Origin of the sequence: Collinsella sp. AF14-35 (genome assembly GCF_003464565.1) — a bacterium.
In the GTDB taxonomy this organism is placed as follows: domain Bacteria; phylum Actinomycetota; class Coriobacteriia; order Coriobacteriales; family Coriobacteriaceae; genus Collinsella.
This window is the reverse complement of the sequence record NZ_QRZD01000008.1, coordinates 11,885-30,178: the sequence shown is the minus strand read 5'-3', so window position 1 is coordinate 30,178 and position 18,294 is coordinate 11,885. Positions and strand designations below refer to the sequence as shown.

General features: G+C 59.8%; 16 protein-coding genes and 1 pseudogene. 4 read left to right on the top strand and 13 right to left on the bottom strand.

Annotation, left to right across the window (positions count from 1 at the left end; all coding sequences use genetic code 11):
- Window positions 1-46: 46 nt before the first annotated feature.
- The 6 genes and pseudogenes from DWW12_RS10115 to DWW12_RS04090 form a co-directional block, all read right to left on the bottom strand.
- Window positions 47-313 (bottom strand): annotated as a pseudogene (locus tag DWW12_RS10115) (methyltransferase); the annotation flags it as partial.
- A gap of 327 nt (window positions 314-640) precedes the next feature.
- Window positions 641-1,579 (bottom strand): FHA domain-containing protein, encoded by a 939-nt coding sequence (locus DWW12_RS04110; protein WP_117855118.1) that lies wholly within the window; start codon window positions 1,577-1,579, stop codon window positions 641-643.
- 3 nt (window positions 1,580-1,582) lie between these two features.
- Window positions 1,583-3,427, bottom strand: coding sequence for a hypothetical protein (locus DWW12_RS04105; protein WP_117855116.1), 1,845 nt, complete (start codon window positions 3,425-3,427; stop codon window positions 1,583-1,585).
- Complete coding sequence (locus DWW12_RS04100; protein WP_117855114.1) at window positions 3,424-4,329, bottom strand: hypothetical protein; 906 nt, start codon at window positions 4,327-4,329, stop codon at window positions 3,424-3,426. Before DWW12_RS04100 ends, DWW12_RS04105 begins: the two co-directional genes overlap by 4 nt.
- A 243-nt stretch (window positions 4,330-4,572) precedes the next feature.
- The gene (recR, locus tag DWW12_RS04095; RefSeq protein ID WP_006235173.1) at window positions 4,573-5,169 is read right to left on the bottom strand and encodes a recombination mediator RecR; all 597 of its coding nucleotides are present in this window, start codon (window positions 5,167-5,169) and stop codon (window positions 4,573-4,575) included.
- Between the two features lie 13 nt (window positions 5,170-5,182).
- On the bottom strand, window positions 5,183-5,503 hold the full coding sequence (locus DWW12_RS04090; protein WP_117855112.1) for a YbaB/EbfC family nucleoid-associated protein: 321 nt from the start codon (window positions 5,501-5,503) through the stop codon (window positions 5,183-5,185).
- A gap of 340 nt (window positions 5,504-5,843) precedes the next feature.
- On the opposite strand from DWW12_RS04090, the gene DWW12_RS04085 reads away from it, so the two are divergent.
- Window positions 5,844-6,317, top strand: a complete 474-nt coding sequence (locus tag DWW12_RS04085) for a hypothetical protein (RefSeq protein ID WP_117855111.1) — start codon at window positions 5,844-5,846, stop codon at window positions 6,315-6,317.
- A 21-nt stretch (window positions 6,318-6,338) separates the two neighbouring features.
- Here the strand turns inward: DWW12_RS04085 and dnaX are convergent, their stop codons facing one another.
- Window positions 6,339-8,807, bottom strand: coding sequence for a DNA polymerase III subunit gamma/tau (gene dnaX, locus DWW12_RS04080; RefSeq protein ID WP_158564378.1), 2,469 nt, complete (start codon window positions 8,805-8,807; stop codon window positions 6,339-6,341).
- 116 nt (window positions 8,808-8,923) lie between these two features.
- Here dnaX and DWW12_RS04075 point away from each other — a divergent pair, with 116 nt between their 5' ends.
- A complete protein-coding gene (locus DWW12_RS04075) occupies window positions 8,924-9,640 on the top strand; it encodes a hypothetical protein (RefSeq protein ID WP_117584192.1) in 717 nt (238 codons plus the stop codon).
- 105 nt (window positions 9,641-9,745) lie between these two features.
- On the opposite strand, the gene DWW12_RS04070 is transcribed toward DWW12_RS04075, so the two are convergent.
- The 6 genes from DWW12_RS04070 to DWW12_RS04050 form a co-directional block, all read right to left on the bottom strand.
- Window positions 9,746-10,405, bottom strand: coding sequence for a DUF5028 domain-containing protein (locus DWW12_RS04070; protein ID WP_117584193.1), 660 nt, complete (start codon window positions 10,403-10,405; stop codon window positions 9,746-9,748).
- A 5-nt stretch (window positions 10,406-10,410) separates the two neighbouring features.
- Entirely contained in the window at window positions 10,411-11,055 is a 645-nt protein-coding gene (locus DWW12_RS04065) for an ATP-binding cassette domain-containing protein (RefSeq protein ID WP_089573263.1), read from the bottom strand.
- Window positions 11,052-11,849 (bottom strand): hypothetical protein, encoded by a 798-nt coding sequence (locus DWW12_RS04060; protein ID WP_147326479.1) that lies wholly within the window; start codon window positions 11,847-11,849, stop codon window positions 11,052-11,054. Before DWW12_RS04060 ends, DWW12_RS04065 begins: the two co-directional genes overlap by 4 nt.
- A gap of 38 nt (window positions 11,850-11,887) precedes the next feature.
- Entirely contained in the window at window positions 11,888-12,769 is an 882-nt protein-coding gene (locus DWW12_RS04055) for a hypothetical protein (protein ID WP_089573265.1), read from the bottom strand.
- A gap of 54 nt (window positions 12,770-12,823) precedes the next feature.
- Window positions 12,824-13,336: a hypothetical protein gene (locus DWW12_RS09730; protein ID WP_124785772.1), complete on the bottom strand. Its 513-nt coding sequence runs from the start codon at window positions 13,334-13,336 to the stop codon at window positions 12,824-12,826.
- 109 nt (window positions 13,337-13,445) lie between these two features.
- Window positions 13,446-14,924, bottom strand: a complete 1,479-nt coding sequence (locus DWW12_RS04050; RefSeq protein WP_199570675.1) for a LuxR C-terminal-related transcriptional regulator — start codon at window positions 14,922-14,924, stop codon at window positions 13,446-13,448.
- Between the two features lie 1,096 nt (window positions 14,925-16,020).
- Between DWW12_RS04050 and DWW12_RS04045 the strand changes: the two genes are divergently transcribed.
- On the top strand, window positions 16,021-17,874 hold the full coding sequence (locus DWW12_RS04045; protein ID WP_117855105.1) for a serine/threonine-protein kinase: 1,854 nt from the start codon (window positions 16,021-16,023) through the stop codon (window positions 17,872-17,874).
- The coding region (locus tag DWW12_RS10005; protein WP_233544225.1) for an FhaA domain-containing protein at window positions 17,871-18,294 on the top strand (424 nt) is incomplete at its 3' end. The genes DWW12_RS04045 and DWW12_RS10005, both read left to right, overlap by 4 nt.

The following is an 18,294-nucleotide window of genomic DNA, read 5'->3' as shown; positions in this document are numbered from 1 at the left end:
CCTTAAGAATACGAAGTGTTTTATCCAGACCCGATTGTCCTCCATCTCAAACGAAGGGATAAGGAATCTCATCCGGAATCGGCAGTAACGGAGGATTCACAACGACAAGCGAAAAACATGAGTCATCTCTCAGAGGGGAGTAAAGGCTCCCCTCAAGCACCCTAGTTTCGTCATCCAAAGAGTTGATGGCAGTGTTTTTCTTACAAAGGTCGACAACAAAAGGGTTGATTTCTACAGATGTTACATCCATGCCACAGTTGGTAAGTATCAGGCCCTGTATTCTGGGGCCAGAACACAAATCGAGAGCCTTCCGTGCGCTCTGCGGTGTAAGGCGCCAATCTCAGCAAATCTGTCCCACAATACTGCGCTGAAGAACAACACGGAACCCCTGAGCCAAACTCCCCTATACCTTATTAAGGCTAAGACAGGCAAGTTCACGCACCCGGCATATTCCAGAATAACATCCTATTGTTTTAGATGCTCTACAAGCATGAACAGCCGCGAATCGGAAAGATCTTCTAGTTTCGCCCCGACTGACCGCCAAGGGCCAAAATGGCCTCTCCATCCCCAGGCGACCGGCTCTGGCGCGCCGAGGAGTGTCCCCAAGTGCCGGCAGAAAAGGAACGCCCTTAACTGCCGGCTAGAGGGCACCGAAGAGGATGGCATAGGTAGTGGATTCGCCGAGCTTGAGCTCGTCGCCGGGATTGAGCTGGGCGGAACGGCCGGGCTCGACCTGAATGCAAACGCGCGTGGCCCCGTTTACCACCACGGTTCCGTTGGTGGACGACAAGTCCTCGACGTGCCAGATATTTTGAGCATCGCACCAGATATGGGCATGGCGGGCCGAGACATCGTCGCCGACGTCGGTAATATCGCCCTCACCAGTGGCCAGCGCGCCAATCTCAACACCCTGCTCACTCGGCTGAATCCAGCGCGGGGCGCTCACGACAAAACTGTTTTGCACGCGCAGCAAGCCCAAAGGGTGCGCCGGGGCGGGTTCGCGTTCGCCCGCAGTCAGCGACATGCCAAGCGAACGCGGCGTGGATGTGCCTCCGCCGCAGGTCGCGTTCGCGTAGTCGATGGCATAGTTCACCGAGGACCGCACATCCGCCGAACAACCGACGGCGACAAACAGCACCAGCACGACCTCGGCGCGCTCGGCGGGCATGAGTTCCGCCGCCTGGGACAGGCGATCGAGCGCGTTGCGATAGAAATTCGTGTCCTGGTGGCACTCTTCGAGCGCGCGTACCATCGGTTCACCTGCAGGACCGCACACCATATTGATTACAGCCGTGGAGTCCATGGGATTGCGCTGGCGCAGGGCCAGTTGCGACATAATACGCGCAGCCGAGGTACCGTATTCGGCAAAGTAGCGCTGCTGAAGCGTGCCGACCGGCGCGCGAACGATAAAGCGGGAAACCCAAGAGCGATCGGCGGCTCGGCTCTGCGGGCTGCGGCCGTCGGCGAGCGGACGGGACGAAAGCACCAAGCCGCACAGCTCGATATGGCTCAGATGCGCTGCGCGCTTAAAGATGTCAAACATGGCCCCGCATGGGGTGAGCTCAACTTGAGATGCCATGACCTAGGCCTCCTTGGTCGTAGAAATAGAATCGGACGATACTTCGACAGGTCCGCCAAAAGTACGGACAGCTGCGGCTCCACCGGCAAGCGGAGTCGCCATCTGGGCTTTTGTGCGTCGCGGTGCCGAAACGGGAAGTTCAAAGGCAAAGCCCATCGCAAGCAAAAACCACGTAAGCGTATAGGTTGCAACCAGAGCGGCAACAAGGCCGCCCATCACGGCGCGTTGGGAAAATACGCTACATGCAGCCACAACCAGCACCGGAACCTCGCAGGCAGAAAGCGCAAGCACACCCTGCAGGAAGCCCGAGCGCCGATCGCGCGCAAGTGCCCCCGCGGCAACGCCGGCTATGCCTGGCAGCGCCAACGCCAGTGCGGCAATAATACCCGGTAGCGACCCAGACCACACGAGCGATCCCAAAGTCGCCGTCACGCGAGCGCCCGACGCCAGCAGCACGGCCGAAACCACGACCACAGCCCAAACCACGCCACAGACGACCGTCGCGCCGACCATCAGCGCGCGACGAACCGCGCGGCCAGACGCATCCATGGGGCACGGCGTGAGCGGCTCGCCGCGGAGCGAACGACCGACATTTTGCGCATAGTGGTCACAAAACGCCGAGAGCGCCGCCTCGACCGCCGCCGGCTCGGGACGATCTTTTTGATGGCTGGACAGACAGGCCATCACCACGTCGAACAGCTGGGCATCGACAAACGCCAGCGCATCGCGTAGCTCCTCGGAATCCGGCTCAAGCCCCAGCTGCTGGGCCTGCTCGGCCGCAGCGAGCGCCACATCGGGCTCACGACGAAGCAGCTGAGTCAAATCGCAACCGGGCGCATGGGCACCAATGGGATAGTCGGGCAGCGTGTCCATCTTGAGACGGTAGGGGCTGGCGATGTCGCGCGTCTTTTTGCGCGAACCCGAGGTGCCCGAAGTGCTCGGCGCGGCTTCGTATGGCGCGGCGCCGGCAATGAGCTCGTAAACCGTGCTTGCTGCGGCATAGACGTCGATCGCCGGCGACATACGCAAAGCGCGCAGGTCGGGAATATCGTCGGTGAGCATCTCGGGCGGGGCATAGGCAACCGTCGCGCGACGCAGCGTGGCATAGCGCTCCGTAAACGACGCCTTGCCGCCGGTACCGGCCACGGCCGACGCAGGCTCAAGCGCCAGCGACGAGCCAAAGTCGATCAGGCACAGGTCAAAGGTGCCCTCGGCAAGCTGCCGGTCAAGCGGTAGACGCGCCGTACGCACCATAATATTAGCGGGCGAGATATCGCGATGGACAAAGCCCTCGCCCACCAGGCTCATACGGCAGAGCAGATCGAACAGGTCGCGACCCAGACGCGCCGCCACAAGCGGCGATAGGCGGCCGGCATCGTCCACGGCAAAGCGCGAGCGCAAGCGGGCGAGCGTCTCGCCCTCGACCCATTCCATGACAATTGCAGGCACACCGTCGACCTCGCCCCAGCCATAGAGGCGGGGAAAGCCCTTAAGGCCCGAAAGGGCGCGATGGCATTCGTATTCCTCGCGAAACGCCGCTTTGAACTTGGCGACCAGCGCCTCATGGGCGGCGGCATCGTCAAACTCATCGCACGTTGGCAAGATGAGCTGCTTGAGTGCCACGGCCTCGCCTTGGGCGTTGACGGCACGCGTCACGCGGCCGATACCGCCACGGCGCATGGTGGCATCGTCGGCAAACAGTATCGTAAAACGACGCAGATAGGCAGGCAGTTCGTCCTGACCGAGCGCAATGGCCGGCTCAAACCCGTCGACACGCGCCAGGCGCAGGCCGACCATGGGATCGCGACCGAGCGATTGTGGTGTGGTGGATGCAAGATCGGTCATCATAGGGCAAGCGCCGCCACGTTATTGTTGAAGTTACCGAGCGCGACGTCATCATCGCCGTAATGGCCGACCCATTGACATAGGTTGGTGTAACAGCCCCACAGATTGGCATACTGCTGATACCACTTTGACCGGGGCGAGAATGTCTGACGACCGAACTCGGCTCGAATGACAAACATCTCCCCGACCAGGCTGTCGCACGGCCTGGGATCTCCCGTAGAGTTATAGGTCGAGACCACGTCATTGGCACGAGAAACATAGCCGTCGAGCATGTTGTACTTGGTCACAAGCCAGCTGTGAATGCTCTCTTCCTCAGCAGCGGAAAGGCCACCGGAGTTTGCATCGTTGTCAGTGTTGCCGCCCGTCGAGCCGCCGTTTCCAGACCCTCCGGCAGAGGAACCCGACCCAGAGCCACCGCCCGAACTCGACGAATCCGAGCCGGAGCCAGAAGTATCCGAGCTACCGGGCTTTCCGGACTGCTGGGCGTCCTGCTCCTTCTGCTGCTCGACCTTATTCACCGTTGCCGCCACGCTATTGTTGGACAACCGATCGATGATCTTGGTGTTGGTGAGCACGATGGTTTTGCCGTTTGCCAGCGTAACCTCGTTGTCCGATGTTTCGGGACTGTCCGCATCGTCGCCACCGAACACAACATGCGAGACCACGCTCGCCCACGCATATCCAGTTGTCGTTCCCAAGTCGCTTTTGGCCTTGCGCCCAATATGCAGCTCGCGCGCAGCATGCGCCTGCACCATGGACGGCACCGTCATACCATAAGCCGAAACACCGGCTATGACCAGCACGAGCGAGCAAGACAGCAGCACATACGCCCGAGGCGCCAGGCCCAGCCGGCGTCGCATGCGCACCGTGGCGCCACGCTTTGTCTGAGTGCCCCCGGGCCGCATGCGTTCTCCTCCAACAAAAACACGCCGCTCAGGAGCGGCGCATTCTTTCATATCCACATTTGAGTGTATCAGCGAACCCAAAAGGTTGCGCAACGAATGGACAAATACGAGGTGCAAGCGGACCCATCCACGCGATAAGCGGATGAAAAGCAGGTTTGTTGCACAACAAATGCATGAACGCGCGCTCGATTATGAGCGCCCCGTGCGGCAGGCCGACGGGACATACCGCGGAGCTGGCGCCGCCTAGATCGCGCGGCGGGCCTCGATAGCGCGGCCGAGCGTAAGCTCGTCGGCATACTCCAAGTCGCCGCCCACGGGAAGGCCGCTCGCAAGACGCGATACCTCAACGCCCAATGGCTTGATGGTGCGAGCAAGGTAGCTCGCCGTGGTCTCGCCCTCAATGTTGGGGTTGGTGGCGATAATGACCTCGTGGATGTCCTCGTGGCCCAGGCGCGCAAGCAGCTCGCGAATGTGCAGCTGCTCGGGACCGATCTTGTCCATGGGGCTGATCACGCCACCCAGCACATGGTACAGGCCATGGTAGCTGCCCGTGCGCTCGATTGCCTGGACGTCGCGCGGCTCGCCCACCACGCAAATGCGAGTGGTATCGCGCATCGGGTCCTGGCAGATGGAGCACTCGTCGGCCGTGGCGTAGTTAAAGCAACGGCTGCAAAAATGGACCTCCTGCTTAACCTCCAGGATGGCCTCGGCCAGGCGGCGGGCCTCCTCGGCATCGGCCTCGAGCAGGTAATAGGCGATGCGCTGGGCCGACTTGGGACCAATGCCCGGCAGACGACCCAGCTCATCGAGCAGTTTTTGCAGACTGTGATTCGCACTCATATATATGCGTGTCTTAGAACGGCATGCCCGGGATGTTGAGGCCGCCGGTGATGGCGCCCATCTGCTTGCTGGCAAGCTCGTTGACGCCGCGAACGGCCTCGTTGACGGCAGCCATGATCATGTCCTGCAGCATATCGACGTCCTCGGGATCGAGGGCATCGGGGTCGATGGTGAGGTTGACGAGCTCCATCTCGCCGTTAACGGTCACCTTGACCATGCCGCCGCCGGCAGAGGCGTCGACGGTCTGGGACTTGAGGTTCTCCTGCGCAGCGGCAAGCTGCTCCTGCATCTTGCGGGCCTGCTTCATCATCTGCTGCATGTTCATACCGGCCATAATGGCTCCTTTACGTGCGGCCGCACGCCAAGCTGCAAGGGCAGCCGGGACGCGGCGGGGCTTTCAAACTCAAAAATCGTACCACGGCGCGAGGCCAGCAAGCGGGGCGGACACGCTACCTCAGTCGATATACATGTCCTGGAGTGCAAGCCGCACCCAAAGATTATGCAAAGTTGAATAATTCGCATCTGAATAATATTGAAAGCTAAATCTTGTGGAGCCGGAATCCAACATTTTATGCGTACCACTAAATGGCTAAATGCCGAACCGCTGCTCGAGGTGGCGCGCATGACGGCAGGGTATAATTTGATTGTCACAGACAGCAATTTGGAGGTGCCCCATGAACGCCCCCGACGTGCTCCAAAACATCCGCTCAAAACACCCCGTTGCATATGTGGTTCTCTATCTCTTTGTCGGCTGGGCATTGCTGGTTGTCATCACCCATGTCATAGCCTTTGGAGCAGAACTGCTGGTAGCCAGCTCGGACCAGCCCGTCGTCAAATGGGAAGCAACCGATGAGTGCACCGATGGAACCCGAACTGTTTACTACAACAGCCCGTCCCTCTACCAAGAGTTCAAGGTCAAGATAAAGGACTTCAAGATTGTCGATGCCGAACTGGGCTCTTTATTTACAATCGGAGCAACCGTCAACGCCGAGCAAGTCGAGTACACGGACAGCCATGCGACGTATCGTATCGACCTCAGCATCCTAGGCCGACCGTCACGCGCCTGTCTGCTCGAATGCGATATACGCGGCACCACGTTGCACATGTCCGAAATACAGATGCGCCCGGGCAAGGGGTTCTCTTCTTGAGCAGTATACCCGCCCGCGCAGCTACTCCACCGGTTTGAAGATGGTGGACTGGCCGAAGACACTGCGGATGAGGGCTTTGGCCTCGTCCTCGGTCTGCGGGATGCTCGGGGCTGCGCCCCGATGGCCGAAGGGGCTGCCCGCGCCGGGGTTGGACTCCCAGGGAGCCGCAGGAGCGTCCTGATCTTTGGGGGCAGTTGCAGCGGGCTTGGGCGCGGACGCCGCACCCGGCACGTCGAACGGGGGCAGATCGTCCCCGCCGGCATCGGCAGCAAAACCGCCGACCATGGCATCGTCGTAGGGAACCTGCTCGGATTCCCACGGCACAGACGGCGCGGCGGGCTGAGCCTTGGAAGCGGACGCGCGCTCGGGCGCTCGGGGTGCGGGCTCGGTCGGGAGCTTGCCCGTGGCAGGAGCGCCAGCAGGGTTGTCAGAGCGCAGCCAGGGTGCCTTGGCCAGGTCGGATGACTTGGGCGCAGGCGCGGCGGCAGGATTGGGCGCGGGGACCGGAGCAGCCGGTTTGGGCACAGCGGGTTCAGGCGCCGACGGGGTCGGTGCCGCTACCGGTGCCGCTTTTGGCTGCGTCGCGCTGGCGCTCGAGGATGCAGGGGCCGCCGAGGACACGGGTTGCGGGTCCGCAGATGCCGCAGCCCGTGCAGATGGAGAATGCTCCTCATGTTGAGGAGCCGGCGTGCCACCCCCATCCAGGACATAGTCGACGGTACGACGACCGAAGACCGCGCAGACCGTCGGCAGGACCACCGACTGCGTGTCGGCGCGACCGAGCATCTTGATGGCAAAGGTCGAGCCCGCGGGGAACGAGACCGTGAGCTTGGAGCCGTCATCTGACGTGGCGCGGGCATTGAGCAAAAGCCCTGCGTAGGAGGCCTGACGGGCCTTGACGCGTTCGACGACCTCGGCCCATTTGCGCTGGAGCTCACCGGCATCCTCGACCGCGGGGGTCTCGGCGGCGCCGGCGGCAGCAACCTGAGCGGCAGTGTTGGGCTTGGACACCGGCACGGTCGATGCAGCAGGCGCGGGAGCCGTAACGGGTTGAGGCGCAGGCGTTACAGGTTTGGACGCGGGAGCCGGAGCCGCGGACTTGGGCGCAGGCTGGGCAGCTGGAACAGCAGCGCCGCGGTCCCAAGGCATGCCACCCTGATGCGCGGACGTAGCAGCGGGGGCGGCGGTCGCCGCAGGAGTAGCAGCTCGGGCACCCGAGATCAGCGTCGGTTGCTGTGTCGTCGCAGGTGCAGCCACGACAGCCGCAGACGCACTCGCTTGAGCAGCAGCCACGCTCGCCGGAACGGCGGCGTTGGCAACCATGGCCTCCAAGCGCGCCACGCGCTCGGCCAGGGCCTCAATGGTCAGATCGGCCTCGGGACGTGCCAGGCGGGTGCAGGCGATCTCGAGCACCAGGCGCACGTCGCTCGCGCCCCTCATCTCCAAGGCGGCATCGTCGAGCACCGTCAGCACGCGAGCCAAACGATCGGCAGGATGCTCGCCAAAGGCAGCGGCCTCGGCAGCAAGCGCCTCGGCCTGCTCGGCCCCGCCCTCAAACAGCTCGGCGCGGGCGCCGGCAACGCAGGCCACGTACACATCGCGCACATGCGCCACCAGGTCGCGCGTCAGCTCAAGCAGGTCATTGCCTTCCTCGACCTGCGCGCGAATGAGCCCATACAGCTCGGCGACATCACGATCGGCAATGGCACGCGCAAACTCGCCCAGAATCTGGTCCGAAACTTCGCCCAAAAGCGAGCGGGCATCGTCCGCATGCACGGTGCCGTTGCCAAAGACGCTCAGCTGCTCCAGCGTGGAGAGCGCGTCGCGCATGCCGCCCTTGGCATGGCGTGCCACGATGGCAAGCGCCTCGTCGTCGTAGTCGAAGCCCTCCTGCTCGCACACGTATGCCAGGCGGCGCTCGATATCCTCGTTACCGATGCGGTGGAAATCGAAACGCTGGCAGCGCGAGAGGATGGTCTCCAGAATCTTTTGCGGGTCGGTGGTGCACAGCACAAAGATCACGTGTGCCGGCGGCTCCTCGAGCGTCTTGAGCAGCGCGTTGAACGCCGCCGTCGTGAGCATGTGGACCTCGTCGATGATATAGATCTTGTACTTGCCGCGCACCGGGGCAAAGTTGACGGAGTTGATGATTTCCTCGCGCACATTGTCCACGCCCGTGCGGGAGGCGGCATCGAGCTCGTAGACATCGGGGTGGTTACCCTCGGCAATGAGCTCGCACTCCTCGCAAGTACCGTCGGGCATGCAGCCGCTTGCACCCTCGGCGCGCGCCGCCTCGGCATTGCGGCACAGCAGCGCCTTGGCCAGAATGCGCGCCATGGTGGTCTTGCCCGTGCCGCGCGGTCCGCAGAACAGGTAGGCGTGGGACAGGCGCCCCTCGGTGATGGCGTGCTCGAGCGTCGAGACGATATGCTGCTGGCCCACCACGGAGTCAAAGGTGAGCGGGCGATACTTTCGGTACAACGATTCCATGGGTGCTCCCCGGGGTATACTGAGTCTTGTTGCCGCGGCGGCCATGCGGTCGCACGGCATACTGCATTCCATAATAACCCGTACGGCGAGCCCGCCGCGATAGGAGTCCAAAGAGCATGGCAGACGCAGAGAGCAACCTCGTTCCCTCCGAAGCAGCCGACCAGGTCGAGGTCGCGCTCGAGGAGCAGGCCGCAGCCGACGACGGCATCCTGTACCTCAACGAGTACCAATACGAAAACGACCTCGTCACCGACTTCGCCCGCCTGGTCGCCTCGCCCAGGCGTCGCGGCTCGCTGTATGTCGCCGCGGCAATTGCCGCGCTGCTCGGTATTGGCATGCTGTTGGCCGGCGGTAACTGGATCAAGTTTGGCGTCGTCCTGATCGTATTCGGCGCCTTTTTGGCCTGGTGGAGCAAAAACCTGCACCACACCCTCGCCCGCGACTTTATCGACGCCGTTGAGGCCGACGAGTCCATGGGTGGCCGCTATCGCCGCGTCGCCGCCAACGAGGACGGCCTGATGGTTTGGGGCACGAGCGGCAAGTCGCAGTTCTTCCCGTTTGAAAAGCTCGACCACGTGCTCGACGGCGAGCGCATCTTTGTGGCCATGTTCGCCGACCAGGGCGTGACGATCCCTAAGGACACCTTTGTCCGCGGCGATGCCGAGCAGTTCGGTCCCTTCCTTAAGGCGCGCATCAACAAAAAACTCCGCATCGAGACCAAACGCAAGAAGATGAAGGCAGAAAAGGCCGCTGCCGAAGCAAAACAGGGCGACAAGCCCCAGGAGACCAAGGGCAAGCAGCGCAAGCAGAAGAAGAGCAAGAAGAAGCGGTAGGCCGGCCGACACCGAAGGCGCCTCGTCCCGCGCCCGATTCCGGGCCGGGGCGCCTGGAATCGGGCGCGCGTACCGCCAATGGACCCGTTTTGCCTTGCTCTCGAGCTATTTCACTTCAAACCTTAAGAGCCTCCGCTCCGGCAGATCGGTCATCTTCATCGTGTAAGTCCCGGGAAATGCTTTCTCAAAACGGACGGTCTCGTAACCTTCGAAATAGTCGTTGGTGTTCTGCATCATAAATGGGACGAGCAACTCGTTTTCTGCCCCAACCTCCACGGCAAACGCAGCAGAGCCGCCAAGGACCGGCATGGCTTGCGTTATCAGATCGGTATTGACTACAAAATCATAGTTTGGCGCAGACTCCGGAACCAGATGCCAAACATACGCTTTGATTCCACCGTCGATATTATCCCTATTTCTGACACGCATCTTTACGGCGATAACGCACGTGATGTCGGCATCCTTCAGTCTCGTTTTCGTATCCACGGTGCCATATTTTGAATAATCGTCATGTGCTCGTTTGAGATACTCGCGCGGCGTGAGCAACTCTGCCCCGTCTATGCAAAACGAATACCCATCAGTCACCACATCCTTCGACCCCAGAAACGCTCCATCCATCGAGAGCCATTCGCCCTCCGCGTAATATTTCTCAGGAATGACCGTCCGGTTCCCGTTAACGACGCTCACCCTCATGCCCGCAAGGCCGGCAGCAGCACAGCAAAAAAGCGCGAGCGCCGATCTTCTCGTCCACAGGGTCTTCTTCATCGCGCTCACGACCTTTCCCGAACTTTCACAACGGCACCGTCGCGCATGCAGTAAACCCGATCGGCCAGTTCCTCGAGCACCTCTCCGTCATGGCTGGACAGAAGGACCTCACGACCCGTTGATGCCGCCATCGCCACAACGCGCTTGAGCATTTCAACGCCCGCTTCGTCGAGGGCATTCGTTGGCTCATCGAGAACAAGCAGCTTCGGCTTCTCCATAATTGCCGCAGCTATCCCCAGACGCTGCTTCATCCCAAGCGAGTATGCTCGGAACTTCTTTTTTTCGTCTGCATCGAGCCCCACGAGCCGCAGGGCAGAGCGAATGTCCTCGGGGGTGGCAACGCCCTTGATCTGAGCGATGAGCTTCAGATTGTCGTAGCCAGACAGATATCCCAAAAAGGAAGGCGCCTCGATCAACATCCCCAGACTCGGCGGGAACGAGATGTCCGCCCCAAGCCTTTGGCCATCGATAGAGATTTCGCCTTCGGTAGGCTTGATCAACCCGCAAACCGCTCGCATGAGCATGGTCTTACCCGAACCGTTTATCCCCTGAAGCCCGACCACAGTCCCAGGGTCAACCTCGATGGACACGTTGCGCAGGACATCGTTTTTACCCATGCGCTTCGATACGCCCCTTACGATCACACTCATATCTTGTCCCCCTTTTCTATAAGGTCGGCCCTTCGAAACCACAGTCCACCCAACGATAGGCATAACGACATAAGCCCAATTGATGACAAGACACTCGAGCCCGCCGCGATTCCCTCTTTGACAATTCCACCCCAGCGCAACAGCATCAAGGCGTTACCCAATAGCGCCCAATGTCGTGCATATGCCGAGCAGATCAGGTAGCTCATTAAAACCACAAACGAGACTGACGACCCAAGCACAAACCCAACCGCTGCCTGCGCAAACGCAAGCGCCTCAAAAGCAAATAAGAGACCTATGAAAAACGGCAGCGCATCTGCCTCGGCAGCTTTGAGAAACCACGGCGCCAAATTAGCCAGTTGAAGCGACTCACCATGAATGACCGCGCTGAACGAGGAGCTCACCACCAAGCTCCAAATCACAACAGAGCAAACCACCACGAGCAGTGAAAATGCCGTTACTGCCGCCACCAAGATAAAACGCGAGACCCACCAAAGGGTTCTTGCCCGGCATCGAACAAGCGCTTGCAAACCAAACCCGTGCAACGATTCGGTCGGATAGTCGAGTGTTGTATAGAGAATAAGCAGAATGAGAAATAGCCATCCTAGCGGAGGCACAAACATGACCCCGGGCCTAGGCTCAAACGGAGCAGATCCGGCAAACACGAGCGCAAGATTATCCGCAAACCCCAAGGTATCCGTTCTAACCCCATACACAGAAGACAATCCGTAGGCGTACACCAAGTTCGCAACGGTCACTGCCGCAATTGCAATAAAAGTGATGATGTTCTTCTTCAAAACGGTCCTCAGGTCCGCGGCGACCAGCCTAAACAGCATCAGACCACCTCGCGTCTTTTCCACGCCCCAGAAAAAGCCAACGAAGCAAGGGTCAATAATATGATTTCCGCAAAACCGGCTCGAATGTCTGGCCAGTTATTCAGCGATTCCGACCTGATGCTGTTGAGGATATTGCAGTTAAACCCCACACAAGCCATTACGCCGAAGATCCAGCCATTTGCAAAATGCCACGCAACCATTAGCAGATACGGGACAATTATCGCTTTGATTCTGCTACGAAACAAAATTGAGAAGCCAGTTACAGCCATGGATAAAGTCCCGAGCGTGACAGCATCGAACAGCGTGTATGCGAGCACATATGACAAAGGATGCGAATAAAATAGACCGGAGAAGTAGCTATGCAGGTAAAGTCCTACGTAAGTCGACTCATCGACCCGAGGAAGATACGCAGGAAAAAGCATCGAGACGATCAGGAAATTGACGAGCAGAGGAATGGCAGTCACTGTAAACGCGGAGAGGAAAGCAGACAGCATCTTTACGTTCACGTACGCCTTTCTGGAAACGCGCGTGCATATCTGCATGTCATAACCACTCAAACGCTCAAAGAGACACGACCAAGATCCAGCCAACATTGCAAGCAGGGGCAGTGCATAGAAAAACACCGACGCAGACAGTGGCGCGTTCGCGCTCACAACAATCCAGTTACCGAAGCTGCTTTCACGTGTTTGACCGAGATAATTTTCGGCTTGCACGCCAACGCCGTAACCAAAAGAAAGAAGGTTGTGGCGCTCTTTTTCCAAATTTGCCCACGGCTCCAGCGCGGCAGCTATTGCAACTGCGACCGCAATCAAGAGAGCAAGGATAAAAGCTGGACGTCTAATCGTTTTCGACAGTTCGTATCTTGCGAGCTTTTGGTTCATACGTCCTCCTCCCCCTTCCGACCCAGAAAGCCGGAAGGGAGCCATTTCAAACAACTATGCGGGAAGCTTGTGGAAATGCCCGACGCAGTCGGGGCTCCATACACCAATAACAGTGCCGTAGCCAGACTCCGCCCATGCAGTCAGTCGCGCCGCAGATCGCCCGTTCTCACGGACGAGGTTATACATTTCCCACTGTCCCTTGTGATTCGAACGATACGTTCCCTGAGTACAATTCATGCTGCCGCTACCGCTTGTGTTATACGCACCGTCTGTATATAACCGAAGCGGATTTCCCGTATGGCCCTGGATATCCAGATAGAGCGATGAGGAATCATCCTTTTGACGGTAGCCAGTTGCACTCGTCCCGGCACATTGAAAACTAAATGCCTTATCGGCATTGTTCGTACAGGTCGTAATTCCCGTATCGGCGTTTTGAGTAATGCTGGAAACCTGAGAGGTGTCAAACTCCTCTTGTGCAAACGATGCAGCGGGAACCCCTAGGGACAGACCAGCTGCAATCACCAAGCCGACTCCGATTCGAGCAATAGCGCTCCTTGGCTTAATCATGGCCTTCTCCAATCAAAAGCGGTTAACAATGCGTCGACGCACGGCAACCTTCGCATGAATAGAGAAAGATGTCTGTAAACACCCGCTATTGAGTTGATTGCTCAGGCGTTTACACGTTATTTACCTGCGATAACAATAAAATTAGCTCCGCCTTATTCTTGATCTTCAACTGGCGGTAAGATGCAGACCGCAGCGCTTGCACCGTAGATGCAGCGTAACCGACATCCTCCGCAATGGCCTTTGTCGTTGCCCCCTCTGCCGTCATCAGCAAAATTTGCGACTGAACATCAGAAAGGGAGCGCGACGTAAGCAGGGCCAGCTGGCGCACGCGGGCCGTTTCGGTGGACCCGTTCGCCCGGTACTCCAAGACGGCCTTCTCGTCCTCAACCGAGCGGGCGAGCGCGATGTGCGTAACGAACATGGGCACAGACCAGCAAACAATCACCGTTGCCACGACGACATTGACAGCCGAACTTTGCCCCAACAACGACGCGAGGAACAACGGCTCGAAAACCGTCAGATCCTGCACCATATTGAGCAAGACAGCCCAAACAGGAGCCGTCGCCCCGAAGCAAAGCATCCATATCCCAAGCATTTTGCGCTGCGGACAGCTTCGCATCACTATATATGTGAGCAGCACCCCCGTCAGCACCGCAAGTCCATGGATTCGCCCCCTAGCGACCGCATAGATTAAGGCAACCATGCCCATTGACACCAACGGCACGATAGCCCGAGCATGGGCATGCACCTTAAACGGACGCAGCCCAACAGCGAGCGAAGCCGTAGACGCCACGCCGCAAAACAGGACCGGCACAGCCATCAACGGAACGCGCATGCACATCAATGCCGCGATATAGATAAAAGACCATTCCACAGCAGATAGCACCGCCCATACGTACGGGCTTCCGAGCCAAATCGCTTCACCCGCTCTATCCAGCGCAGCGCCACGATTCGCTTTTCCACCCGCGTAGCGTAGCGACAGAAGCAGTCCGAGACCCAATGCGTAGCTTAAGAGGGAAAAGGCGACAGCCCGCGAAACACCGGACCCCCAATCGCTATCCGCCATTACCAAGGGCCCCGCCGCAAGGAGGATAAAGAATAATGTGAGCAGGTATCGAAACAGCCGGCGCGTTCGAGCTGATGCCACTATATCGTCAGCATGCCGCTGCGGTAGCTCATGCCCTACAGTATCGCCCTCACCCGCAAACAGCGCCACGAGCTCGCGTGAGCCCGCAACCGACGCCTTCCCGTATGCTCGGTGAAGCGTTGTTCTCACCGTCGATGGCTTCGTATCCGTCTCCTTGGCAATTTCCGCCGGCGTTTTCCCTTTGAGCAGCAGTCGAACAAACTGCTCTTCTCTAGGCGACAGGGCGGGGGAAAACGCCCCCGCATCGAATGGGTCGGACGCACAGGCGATATCCGAATTGTTGTCCCGTTTCCCCCTTAGCAACATGCATACGAAGGCAGCAGCGATAACGGACCCCATCGCCAGCAATGCAATGACCACGGCATCGCTTGCGAAGTATGCCGCCTCAACAGCCGGAATAAGACCAATAGGAACTGCTACGAGCACAGAACAGGCAAACACGTCGCGCCGCCCATGGCCAAAGGCACGAGGGCGGCAAAACGGCGGGGCCACAGTCAATGCGAGATAGACCAACGGAATTAAAAGCGCAAGGCCAATTGACGCGGCCGTTACAGGGGGCATCCCCCATGGCTCGGGAACGACTCTCCATGAAACTCGACAGCAAAACAGCAGGCAAGACATGACGGCTATTGTTTCTGTAAAAATCGCGTCCTGCGGGTGACGAGTTTCCCTTTCGTCAGTCCGTGTCGACCTCTGCGTCAAAGGAGAGTCCGCCGTGCCCCAAATAACATATGAGAGAAGCAGCGACCCAACAAAGCACGAGACACACGAAACGCCATGTAACAACCAAATCGGTGCAAACACGATTGGAATAGAGTCTCCGCGAGCATAGAAAGCCAGGTCGGCCCATTCGGGAACCGTTGCAATAACACCAAGGAAAACACCGATGGCACCGAGATGCCTCGGCCTTCTCATTCCCCCCTTGCATAGCGCAGCACCATGAACAAACGCCGCGAGGCATGCGCCCAGGATAACGAGCCAGGTCATTGCACCTGACGCTAGGCCGATTGAAGATGAAAACCGGTGATAAGGGGTGACCGCCATTACGACAAGTGCAATGGCGCAGGCAGACGTAGCAGAACGGCGGGAAAAGAGCATACGGCCTCCATAGCGTGTCATTATATCGCTCGAGCCGCTCGTTTATCTCTGTTCTCACACCAGCCAGCATCAATGATTCAGGCGAACTCCAATCCGCGCCAGATCACGGTCCGGCTTTTGTTCGCAGTCCCCACATCAAAGCGGGATGCGGTTTCCTTTTGGACGCCGGTTCGGAAAGCGCATCCCGTTCCAGGGCAATATTCTGGGATGCAGTTTCCGCAGCCCACCCCATTTGGAAAGCGCATCCCATAATTTGGCTGAAAACTGAGATGCGCTTTCCAAACGAGCCGGAACGGGCCGAATCGATCGGGCCACCTCGCATCCCGCTATCCTCGCCATCTGCCCGAGCGTGCTACACTAGCAGCATCTATGCCACCGCGAACGGCTCGGCCCCGCGCCCGCCGCTCGCAAACGAACTTTAAACGCACGAGGGTTGGCCATGCCGCTTTTCTCGCAACATACCGCCCGGTTCTCGCCGGACGTTCCTTTGGAGGGCACCAGCTCTCGCGAGCTGCTCAAGCGGTACCAGCCGCTCGAGACACTTGCGACCGGCGGTTTTGGCTCCATCGAGATCTGCCGCGACACGCACCTGCGCCGCCGCGTCGCCATTAAACGCATCCCCCTTATCAACGGTGCCGGCATGCCCGCTAGCGACATCATGGATGTCCTGCGCGAGGCGCACACTGCCGCCATGCTTCAACATCCCAACATCGTGCAGGTTATCGACTTTACGCACGACACAGCCTATGCCTACCTGGTTATGGAATATGTCGATGGCATGTCGCTGGCCGAGTTTTTGCACCGCGCGGACGGCCACTCACTTACCTTTGACGAGGCCGCGGCCATTGCCGATGCCCTGGGCCAGGCGCTCACCTTCGCCCACAGTAATGGCGTACTCCACCTGGACATTAAGCCCGCCAACGTGCTCATCGACCACTCGGGCAATGTAAAGCTCACCGACTTTGGCATGGCGCGGCTGTCGTCCGCCGGTGGCTTTGGCGGCTCACGCGGCGGCACCATCGGCTACATGCCGCCCGAGCAGCTCGATATCGAGACCGGCACGGTCGACGAGCGCGCCGATGTCTTTGCCCTCGCCTGTGTGATCTACGAGGGCCTGTGCGGCAGCGCTCCTTTTATGGCGGCCACGCCCGCCGACTCGCTCGGCCGCATCATCGGCGGCGCCACCTATCCCAGCGAGCTGATACCACACTTTCCCCCGGGAGCCGAGGCCGCGCTCATGAGCGCGCTCTCCCCCATGCCGCAGGACCGCCCCAACAGCATCGAGGCATTTTGCGACCAACTCCTTGCCGGTCTGGGCAGCGTGCGCGAGGGCCGTCGCAGTCTGGAGCAAATGGTTGGCGAGCTTTCGGATGACGAGCAGGAGCTCGACGATATCGAGCCGTCGCACTACGAGGACGACGCCATCGAGGTCGACCCCGCACTCGGCTGGGCGGGCACGCGCTGGAGCCATGCGCGCGACTACACCATGCGCACTATCTCGGCGCTAACGTGCGGCACCTATAGCTTTTTGCTGATGCAAACGGCCGGGGTCGCGGCGCTTCCCGGCCTGGTCATTGCGGCCATCGCGATCGGAGCGGCGGCTGGCCTGGCCCCCCAGATTGGCTCGGCCATCTCGGCTGTGGGCTTTTTGGTGCTCATGGCCAACGCCACCATGCAGGCGCAGGGCATCTTGTCGATGTTGCCCGTCGCGGTGATCTTTGCCGCCGCCATGTCCGGTTGGTGGATTGCCTGGGGTCGCACCGAGGCTGCCGCGAGCGCCGCGCTCACCTGTGCACTCGCGCTTGGCTGTCTGACCGGCAATACCTTCCTGGCAGCTGGGGTCGCCGCCGGCGTCGCGTCATTTTGGCTCGGCCCGGCAAGCGCCGCCGCGGCAACGGGCATGGGCGCGCTTTTTGCCCGTCTGGCCACGGTCGCGCTTTCAGCCGGAGGCGTGCTGGGGCTCGGTAACGTTGCCGCAGCGCTGGGAGACCCGCTCCTTTGGGCTGCCTTTGTGCTGGTCGCGGCAACTGCCGCAGCGTCATCTGCGCTGCTCAATACCCATGCCAAGCGTGCCGATCAGGGCTCAAACCTTGTCGCAATCGCCGCCATCGCTGTCACCGGCATCGGCTGCGCAGCGGCGTCCTGTCTTGCACACCATATGGAAATTGCCAGCCTTGCAGCCGCGGTCATCGCCAAGGCGGCGGTTGCGGGAACCCTATCCTCTATAATCGTTGGGATATGCCTATATTTGCTCGGATACCAAAGAACCTATACGGAGAGTGATCTTTCGTGAACTTCCTGAACATCTTCGAGGACCACGTGGCCGGCATCTTCGGTGCCACCCGTGCCCCGTTCTCCTTTAAGAAGCTTGCCAAGCAGGCCGCTCGCGACATGGAGGATCAGACTCTGGTGATCAACGGCGTCAACACGGCGCCGGCACTCTATACCATCCTTATCGCCGCCGACGACGATCCCATGCTCGCCCCGTTCTACCCCGAGCTTTCGCGCGAGGTCCGCGAGTTTGTGAAGGCGCAGGCCGAAAAGCGCCGCTATGTCTTTGTCGGCGAGCCCCTCGTGCGTTTTATGATCGATCCGCAGCTGCGCGCCGGCAAGTTCTCGGTCTTTGCTGAGAACGTCGATGCGCCCACACTCGGCCGCCTGTACGAGGAAGAGCGCGCCTACCAAAACGGCCTGGGACAGAACAACTCCGCGG

Coding starts and splice junctions, on each gene's coding strand:
- DWW12_RS09730 (WP_124785772.1), bottom strand. CDS start 13,336: ATGATTAAGCCAAGGAGCGCTATTGCTCGAATCGGAGTCGGCTTGGTG.
- DWW12_RS04055 (WP_089573265.1), bottom strand. CDS start 12,769: ATGAACCAAAAGCTCGCAAGATACGAACTGTCGAAAACGATTAGACGT.
- DWW12_RS04085 (WP_117855111.1), top strand. CDS start 5,844: ATGAACGCCCCCGACGTGCTCCAAAACATCCGCTCAAAACACCCCGTT.
- dnaX (WP_158564378.1), bottom strand. CDS start 8,807: ATGGAATCGTTGTACCGAAAGTATCGCCCGCTCACCTTTGACTCCGTG.
- DWW12_RS04070 (WP_117584193.1), bottom strand. CDS start 10,405: ATGAAGAAGACCCTGTGGACGAGAAGATCGGCGCTCGCGCTTTTTTGC.
- DWW12_RS04065 (WP_089573263.1), bottom strand. CDS start 11,055: ATGAGTGTGATCGTAAGGGGCGTATCGAAGCGCATGGGTAAAAACGAT.
- DWW12_RS04075 (WP_117584192.1), top strand. CDS start 8,924: ATGGCAGACGCAGAGAGCAACCTCGTTCCCTCCGAAGCAGCCGACCAG.
- DWW12_RS04090 (WP_117855112.1), bottom strand. CDS start 5,503: ATGGCCGGTATGAACATGCAGCAGATGATGAAGCAGGCCCGCAAGATG.
- recR (WP_006235173.1), bottom strand. CDS start 5,169: ATGAGTGCGAATCACAGTCTGCAAAAACTGCTCGATGAGCTGGGTCGT.
- DWW12_RS04045 (WP_117855105.1), top strand. CDS start 16,021: ATGCCGCTTTTCTCGCAACATACCGCCCGGTTCTCGCCGGACGTTCCT.
- DWW12_RS04100 (WP_117855114.1), bottom strand. CDS start 4,329: ATGCGGCCCGGGGGCACTCAGACAAAGCGTGGCGCCACGGTGCGCATG.
- DWW12_RS04105 (WP_117855116.1), bottom strand. CDS start 3,427: ATGATGACCGATCTTGCATCCACCACACCACAATCGCTCGGTCGCGAT.
- DWW12_RS04110 (WP_117855118.1), bottom strand. CDS start 1,579: ATGGCATCTCAAGTTGAGCTCACCCCATGCGGGGCCATGTTTGACATC.